Source organism: Moorena sp. SIO1F2, assembly GCF_010672755.1.
In the GTDB taxonomy this organism is placed as follows: Bacteria; Cyanobacteriota; Cyanobacteriia; order Cyanobacteriales; family Coleofasciculaceae; genus Moorena.
The window spans coordinates 1-8707 of the sequence record NZ_JAAHFV010000280.1; the positions used below are offsets into that span (position 1 = coordinate 1).

An 8707-nucleotide genomic window follows, 5' to 3' on the forward strand; every position below is an offset into this window, starting at 1 on the left:
ATTCCCTATTCCCTATTCCCTATTCCCTATTCCCTATTCCCTATTCCCTATTCCCTATTCCCTATTCCCTATTCCCTATTCCCTATTCCCTATTCCCTATTCCCTATTCCCTATTCCCTATTCCCTAAATACGTTCACAGGCTTTGCACATTGAGCATGATCAGACTCAGGCTGTGTACTATATATACAAGAAGATTCAAAAACAGGCTGCGTGGAAATTACATTTTTAGGAACTAGCTCCGGAGTCCCAACGCGATCGCGCAATGTGTCCAGTGTAGCGCTGCGCTTACCTCAGCGTGCAGAAGTCTGGCTGTTTGACTGTGGCGAAGGTACTCAGCATCAACTTTTGCGGAGTGACCTGAAAACCAGCCAGATCAGACGAATGTTCATTACCCACCTCCATGGCGACCATATTTTTGGTATCCCAGGTCTGTTGGCAAGCTGTGGCTTAGCGGGAAACATCGACAGGGTTGATATTTATGGACCACCGGGTTTAGATAGTTATCTCCAAGCTTGCCTAAAATACTCTCGCACCCATTTGGCATTCCCCTTTAAGGTTCACACCGTAAAACCTGGTTTACTCTACGAAGACCAGGAATTTACCGTTAGCTGTCTACCCCTGGAGCATCGTGTGCCAGCCTTTGGCTATCGAATATGTGAAAAAGACCGACCGGGCAGGTTTAATGTAGAAAAAGCGATCGCATTAGGAATTCCGTCTGGTCCTCTTTACGGTAAACTCAAACGGGGAGAAACGATTACCCTACCTAATGGGCGTGAGATTAAGGGCATTGACTTGTGTGGAGCACCCGAAACTGGTCGTAAAGTAGTGTATTGTACCGATACTATCTTCTGTGAGCAGGCCATTGAACTGGCAAAGGATGGGGATGTTTTGATTCACGAAGCTACTTTTGCCCATCAAGACGCTCAGATGGCTATTGAGCGCTTACATTCTACCTCTACCATGGCAGCCCAAGTTGCCCTTGGTGCAGGGGTCAAACAGCTAATTATGACCCATTTCAGTCCTCGTTATGCTCCAGGAAACCCCCTTAGGTTAGATGATTTGCTTCAAGAAGCACGGGCAATTTTCCCAAATACCATCTTAGCCTATGATTTCTTCACCTATGAGGTGCCTAGACGACGTTCAGAAGAAAAACAAGTTGTTTGTTGAATCTTGACTGTTTGAGTGTTATCTGTTGAATTTTGACTGTTGGTTGAATCTTGACTGTTGGTTGAATCTTGACTGTTGGTTGAATCTTGACTGTTAAGTCTTAACCTTCTAACTTTCAACCTTCTAACTTTCAACCTCCTAACCTCCTAACCTTCATACCTTCAATTACATTCCTCCACCTGGGAAACACGCCGGATATTTAACACATCGCTCATTTGTTGGATTTTGGCAAAGCTGCAGTTGAGTTGTTGGTGATCGAGAATATCAATACACAGGTCAATTAGAGCTGGTCTGCCATACTGAGTTTTGACTTGAGCCTTACGGACATTAATGTTTTGGTCACTTAAGCGAGAGAGAATGTCTTTGAAGACACCAACCCGGTCAATGACTTCAATTTGCACATTCACCGGGTAGGTTTGGGGACGCCCGTTATCGATATCAGTGGGATTCCAGCTGACCGGTACTAGTCTTTCTCCTAAAACATTTTCCACATTCACACATCCTTGCCGATGAATGGAAATCCCCTTAGTGCGAGTGACTACCCCAATAATAGATTCTCCCGGTAAGGGGTTACAACATGCAGCAAGGCGATACAGTAGTCCTTCTACACCAGCAATAGGATGTGTCTTAGCAGGAAGTTGGGATTGGGGATGAATGGGGGTAGAGCTAGAATACTCTTGGATAACTTCACTTTCTCCTGGCTCATTGTCTAAACCAGCGTGTAGTTCTTCCCGTAGTCGTTTCACTACAAAGTTGAGTGTCACTGCACCGTGACCCAGACCAGCCAGTAAATCCTCTACTTTGTGGTAGTTACAGCGCTCCGCCACAATTTGCATTGGTGCTGATTTGAGCAAGGCTTCAAATCCTTTTTTCCCAAGTTCCTTCTCTAAGAGTTCCCGACCCCGAGCCACATTTTCTTCCCGATGCGATCGCTTAAACCATTGCCGAATACGATTTCTCGCACTGGCTGTTACCACAAAGTTAAGCCAATCTAGACTAGGGTGAGCGTTTTTGGTGGTGAGAATTTCTACAATATCCCCATTCTTTAGAGGAGAATCAAGTACCCGCCACTCCCCATTAACTCGTACACCAGCACAATGGTTTCCCACCTCGGTATGAATCCGATAGGCGAAGTCTACGGCAGTTGCCCCCCGACTCAAAGCGACTACATCACCATCTGGTGTAAATACATAGACATCTTCATCAAATAGGTTATCTTTGATGTTTTCCATGTATTCCTGAGCATCTTTCAGGTCTTTCTGCCATTCCAATAACTGCCGCAGCCAAGTCAGCTTTTCGTCATCAGCCGTGAATTTAGTAGTATTAGAGCCACCCGTTTCCTTATACTTCCAGTGAGCCGCAATACCCCATTCCGCCACATGGTGCATTTCCAGGGTGCGAATTTGGACTTCGATCGGGCGACCATTAAACCCAATCACTCCGGTATGGAGGGATTGATAGCGATTGGGTTTGGGTAAACCAATATAATCTTTAAACCGACCTGGAATTGGTCTGAACAGATCATGAACAACAGCCAAGGCTCGGTAGCATTCCTCTTTAGTTTCCACAATCACCCGCATGGCAGCAAGATCATAGATTTCATTAAACCCCTTGTTCTGGCGCTGCATTTTCTGATATATTCCATAAAGGTGCTTGGGGCGACTACTAAGATCAACGCAATGAACACCGGTTTTCTCAATGCGCTCTCGCAAAAGTTCTGAGACTTCCTTCAGCCGCTGTTCCCGGTCTGAGCGTCTTTCTGCTACCAAGGACTGAATTTCCCGATAAGCATCCCTTTCCAGATATTTAAAGGCTAAATCTTCTAGTTCCCACTTGAAGCGACCAATTCCTAACCGATTGGCTAGGGGGGCAAAGATATCTCGGGTTTCTTGGGCAATCTGACCCTGTTTTGCTGGCTTCAAGTATTCCAAGGTCCGCATATTATGTAATCGATCTGCCAGTTTCACAACGATTACCCTGATATCTGCTGCCATGGCGAGGAACATCCGGCGGAAGTTCTCGGCTTGACGCTCAGTTTTACTGGAGAAGTTGAATTTAGATAGTTTTGTTACCCCTTCTACTAAATTTCGTACCTCCACTCCGAACCGGGATTCTATTTCTTCTGGAGTAATTTCCGTATCTTCAACTACATCATGGAGGAATCCAGCCGCTATCATAGTAGAGTTGCCGCCCAAATCCCTTAATAGATCAGCCACTGCAATCGGATGGGCAATGTAAGGCTCTCCAGATTTGCGGTACTGACCTTCATGGAGTTGGTAAGCAAATTTAAATGCCTCAGCGATTAACAAAGTATGATCACCGACTGGTTCCTCTGCCGCTGATGAAGCGGCTTTTAAGCAATATTGCAGCCAGTCAGGAATCTCAACGTTAAAATTCAGAATAGAGTAGGTGGCGATCGCGTCCATAATTATTTGCCCCTCAGAGAAAAAAATAGATACTGGAGTCGAGGAAAACCGAAATCTAGCAAAATGAGTGCTGACTCAGAAGAGTGGCAAGCCTATCCATGCAGCCAAACCCTTCTGAGTAAGCAATCACTGTAAGTAAAGCTTCCTCTCACCCTCCTTTTTCGTCAAGCCAGAATGCTGTCCGGATCCTCAAGTTTAAAGAGATGGAAGCTTGCTTCAATATTTAAGTGGCAGAGCCAAATTGTTGTTTTGGTAACTACCTTGTCTTTAATAGGACTTACGAAGTTTAGTTGGTTTTGCCCCCCTGCCCCCCAATTTTGGGGGGTAATGATGTCAAAGTCCCCCAGAATTGGGAGATTTAGGGAGCATTTGCGTAAGTCCTGTTTAAAAAGAAAAAATTCTTTACATTTATAATTTTACGCTAATAGGGCTCACAATGTTATCTCAATCACATAATCAACCATTACGAGAATTCCAACAAGCCCTAGAACAAATGTACTACAAAATTGGCGCTGATGATGTGGCCCGATCAGCAAATCAGCAGCAGTTTCAAGCACTAAAGGGGCTGTTCATCACTCAGATCGCTAGTATTAGTGCCTCAGACATCCCTCTCGATTATGTCTCTCGATGGCAGTCCCTAAAAACCGAAATTCACAAACAGATCCGATTATTGGAAAATGACCTGATGCTTCTGCAGGCATCCCGGAGTGCTGAGACAGCCAAATTAAGGCAGAAGGGAGTATGCGATCGCATTCAGACCCTGATTCAGTACTGCCAAGGGTGGCTGCAACAATCTCAAGAACAACCATAATACTCCTGCCTAGGACTTACGCAGCTGAAACGAAACATCACTTAAACGAAACATCAAATGATATTTCGTAAATCACCAATCACCAATAACAAATTCACCCCACCAGTGTCTTAAACCAGTGGGGTTTCTGAGGGTTAATTGAAAATAATTAATTACAAAATTTTTTAGCTATTAGTTTCGTGAGGGGTTTCCAGCACTATTCATCTACTCTTGACCTTCATGAAAATGCCTAAGTTTTCCTTGATTCAATTGCTTGATTCAAAAGGTTATAGCACTACGCATTAAGGTGTTTGACATTGATACAATCTGAAAAGCTATTATAGTAAACTTTTGCATGCATGCATGCATGCATGCATGCCTTGCGCGTAGCGCTATACTTCTGAGTATTTGATAGAGGAGTTGATAACTGAATGCTTACAATAAACTGGAACTGGGAAACGGGTAACTTCAGATTTACAGATGCTCATCTGGATTCAGGCCAAATCAAACAGCAACACCTCTGCTTGCTCTTGACCCACTAACATCACAGATTCCGCTTGAGAAATAGCAGCACCATCACCAGCTTGTAGCAAGTAATTATCTAACTTGACCTGACCTCGTGCTACTTGTACCCAAATATGACGATCTTGAATTGTTTTAGCGATCGCATGGCGTATTACTAATCCTTGTCCTACTCTTGAGCAATTTTTACAAGTTGTTAGAGATACAGCTAATATGTAAGCTATAAGCTATCAGCTGTCAGTTGTCAGCTTAAAATAAACTTCGTTTGGTAGAATTTAAGAGTTCGAGATTAATGATAATAGAAAGTCTGGGGATTTGACCATCTAAGGATATGCTGATTGCTGATTGCTGATTGCTAATTGCTTACACCTTTAACTATTATATTTCACCGAGCAACCGTAAGGCTGAGTGACTGTTTTTTCCACAGGTTTATTATTGATAACACTATTCAAAGCAGCTTGGACATAATTGGTAGCAGTTTCTACATCCGCTGGATTAGCTGAGGGTTTATTATCAATTGCGCCCATGTATTTCAAGACTCCATCAGTATCAATAACATACATATGGGGTGTGGTGCGAGCCTGATATAGACGACCAATGGTGCCTTCGGAGTCTATAATTACTGCTGTGGGATTAGCGCTACTGCTTTTAATCAATTCATTGGCTTTTTGAGGGGTGACATGACCTTGCTGTCCTGGAGCTGAGGAGATTATTGATAACCACACTACTCCCTTGCTGGTGGCTTCTTTCTGAAGTTTCTGCATGTTACCGCTGTTGTAATGTTTGCGGACAAAGGGACATTGGTGATTAGTCCATTCCAATACTACGACTTTGCCTTTGAAATCACTGAGCTTGTGGGTGGTATTGTTGCTATCAACTCCAGTGAATTCTGGTGCTTTTCCATCAATCTGTAATGGTGATGATGCTGCAATTGCGGTGGATGCTTGACTTGTAGTTTTAGAATCTTTGGTGAGGGGAGGATTCTGGCATCCAGTGATAATTAGGGCTAGGGCTACTAATCCAGTCGTGGTGATTTTCTGACCGTTAAATTTGAGAAAGTTGTTCATGTTTATTGATGGCTGATTGTTGATTGTTGATTATTACTTGTTAATTGTCACTTGCTGCTTGTTATTTTCTATTTCCTTAAATTCTACCTAAATTTTCTATATAGCAATTATACCACTTGTGATGTACAAATCTCTGGGTTTTAGGGAGCAGGGACTGAGGCCGTAGGCCACGCTACGCGAACGGACCAGGGAGCAGGTAAGAGAGAAGAGGAAAGAGCCAATAGTCAAACAATTATGTGTACCTCATGAGTCCTAGAAACGCTATAGGTATCCTAAATTAATTGTGAGAATTTTTGATGCCATATTCCCTACGGTGCTACTTCCCTACTCCCTACTCCCTACTCCCTACTCCCTTTCCTATAGTTTTTTGATGGCACGTTGAACTTGCTCTGGGGATAGAATCTGAGGTAGTATAATAGGCTGGGTAAATTCTGAGTCTGGTGGATACAAGACATAAAGGGGTACGCCACTGCGTCCGAAGGATTCTAGAGCTTTGGTGATGGCTGGGTCACGATTAGTCCAGTCTGCTTTGAGTAGGGCAATTTTTTTAGACTCAAAGGCGGCTATGGTTTCTGGCTGGTTGAGGGCGACACGGTCATTAACTAGACAGGTAATGCACCAGGATGCTGAGAAATTCAGGAATACTGGGCTTCCTGATTCCCTTAGTTTAACTAGTCGTTCAGCGGTATAGGGTTGCCATTTGATTCCCTGATTTTGATTATGGGTCAGTGCAGTAGGAGTGGTGGTGGAAGCTTGGGCTAAGCTCAGGGAAAATCCTAGGGCGACTAAGGCGCAGATTGAGCCCAAATGCTTTCCTAGAGGGGGGAGTAGGCGGGTTTTTTGGTGCAACCAAGTGGCAAAGGCAATTAGGATTAGCCCTGCTAGGGCGGCTGCTAAACCGTTGGTTCCAGTTTGCTGGGCTAATACCCAGATTAACCAGGCGGTTGCGGCGTACATGGGGAATGCCAGAAGCTGTTGGAAGGTTTCCATCCATGCTCCTGGTTTGGGTAAAATACGCTGCAATCCTGGGGTGAAGCTAATGGCTAGGTAGGGCAGGGCTAGCCCGAGACCGAGCATTTCAAAGATTGCGATCGCTATCGGTACGGATTGGGTCAGGGCTACTCCCAGGGCGGTTGCCATGAATGGTGCGGTGCAGGGAGTGGCTACTACGGTGGCAAAGACTCCTGTGAAAAATTCCCCTATGTATCCTGAGCGAGTGGTTAATCGTTGCCCAATTCCCATGATGGAAGCACCGAAGATAAAGACTCCCGATAGACTTAAGCCAACGGCAAACATTAGATATGCCATTAAGGTCACGAAAACGGGGGATTGTAGCTGGAATCCCCAGCCGATTTGTTGCCCTAGCGATCGCAAAATTAATAGCACACTGGCGACTACGCTAAAACTGACCAGAATGCCTGCAGTAAATGCGATCGCATGGCGTCTGACTTGCTTGGGACTTTTCTGGGATTTTTGGACTATGTTGAGTGCTTTGAGGGATAGCACTGGGAAGACACAGGGCATCAGGTTTAGGATTATGCCTCCGAGTAATGCTAGCAGCAGCACTTCCCATCGGGGTTGGGTTGGGGTTGGGGCGGTTTTGCCTATTTCATTGCTTACTGCGGCTTCAATGGTGAAGGCTTGGACTACAGATTGGTTGTCTAGGGATTCTCGAATCACTAGCACTCCAGTGATTGGGTCGAGTTTCCTAAGATAGCCTCGCTGCAATCGCAAGGTGATTCCATCTTGATTAAGTTCTGCGTTTTGGGGCGCTGGGTTGCTAATGATACCGTCTTGATGTGGGAAAAAGGTCACCTCTTGGATTTGAGCCTCTTCCATTTCCGGGGCTTCAACTTGCAGGGTTAAGTCTTTTGGTTCGATAGTGACCGTGACTTGCCATGGGGAGGGTTTGGGTAGAGCTTGACGGGCTTGCTCAAATACCTTTGCCCACCGTTGGTTGACTAAGGGAGGTCTAGAGGTAATTGGTAAGGTGAGGTTGAGGGTGCCTTCTTCCGGAATACAGTTTACTTCACAGACGAGCCAATCCGCTTTTACTCGGAGTTGGAGGGAATCGGGAGTAGCTAGGTTAGCTGGGGGTGTGATTTGGCTGAGTAGGGTAACCTCTTCTTCATAGCCAAAGTTCATTAATGGCTCAAGGGGTAGCCGCTGGGGATAGGGCCACACGATGTCTCCCACTTCAAAGCCGGGGGGTAGGTTCCAGTTAAGGGTAGCTCCAAGACCCGAGTCACCAGGGTTTCGCCAATAGGTGTGCCAGCCGGGATTGATATTGAAGTGTAGTCCTACCCAGAAGGGGGTTCCAGGTTGAATATTGATGACTTCGCTGATTAATTGCACCTCGACGTTCTCGGTTTGGACTGGGTTAGCCGAGGCAGGAGCAATGGGTAGTAAGGTAGTGGAGAGGGTTAGGGCTAGGGCTATGATCCAGGTGAGGAGTTGGTGCAACATGATGACTCTACTGAACACATGTTTAACCTACACGATTTTTCTAAGAGGTTGTCTGAGAAGTCTCATTTGCTACATCCAAGCCCCCTAAATCCCCCAATTTTGGGGGACTGAAGCCAATTAACTCTTGTTCCCCCCAAAGTTGGTAGGGCTGTTTCATTCTGGCCAAAAATAGATGGGGAGATGGGGAGATGGGGAGATGGGGAGAAAAGGAGCGCGAATAGTCGTGATTTTGGCCAAATTTATCTAACCATACTCAAAAGCCGAATCA

Annotated in this window: 6 protein-coding genes; 2 read left to right on the plus strand and 4 right to left on the minus strand. The window is 45.3% G+C overall.

Annotated elements, in window-relative coordinates; genetic code table 11:
• The first annotated feature begins 211 nt into the window (after window positions 1-211).
• Window positions 212-1168 (plus strand): ribonuclease Z, encoded by a 957-nt coding sequence (locus tag F6J94_RS25260; RefSeq protein WP_293045182.1) that lies wholly within the window; start codon window positions 212-214, stop codon window positions 1166-1168.
• Window positions 1169-1329: 161 nt separating this feature from the next.
• Here the strand turns inward: F6J94_RS25260 and F6J94_RS25265 are convergent, their stop codons facing one another.
• A complete protein-coding gene (locus F6J94_RS25265; protein ID WP_293045184.1) occupies window positions 1330-3594 on the minus strand; it encodes a bifunctional (p)ppGpp synthetase/guanosine-3',5'-bis(diphosphate) 3'-pyrophosphohydrolase in 2265 nt (754 codons plus the stop codon).
• A 436-nt stretch (window positions 3595-4030) separates the two neighbouring features.
• Between F6J94_RS25265 and patD the strand changes: the two genes are divergently transcribed.
• Complete coding sequence (gene patD / locus F6J94_RS25270; RefSeq protein ID WP_293045186.1) at window positions 4031-4405, plus strand: heterocyst frequency control protein PatD; 375 nt, start codon at window positions 4031-4033, stop codon at window positions 4403-4405.
• 473 nt (window positions 4406-4878) lie between these two features.
• On the opposite strand, the gene F6J94_RS25275 is transcribed toward patD, so the two are convergent.
• The 3 genes from F6J94_RS25275 to F6J94_RS25285 all read right to left on the minus strand — a co-directional run bounded on the left by F6J94_RS25275 (window position 4879) and on the right by F6J94_RS25285 (window position 8439).
• Window positions 4879-5130, minus strand: a complete 252-nt coding sequence (locus F6J94_RS25275) for a hypothetical protein (protein ID WP_367142268.1) — start codon at window positions 5128-5130, stop codon at window positions 4879-4881.
• Window positions 5131-5277: 147 nt separating this feature from the next.
• Window positions 5278-5973, minus strand: coding sequence for a redoxin domain-containing protein (locus tag F6J94_RS25280; RefSeq protein ID WP_293045188.1), 696 nt, complete (start codon window positions 5971-5973; stop codon window positions 5278-5280).
• A gap of 357 nt (window positions 5974-6330) precedes the next feature.
• The gene (locus F6J94_RS25285) at window positions 6331-8439 is read right to left on the minus strand and encodes a protein-disulfide reductase DsbD (RefSeq protein WP_293045190.1); all 2109 of its coding nucleotides are present in this window, start codon (window positions 8437-8439) and stop codon (window positions 6331-6333) included.
• Window positions 8440-8707: the final 268 nt, after the last annotated feature.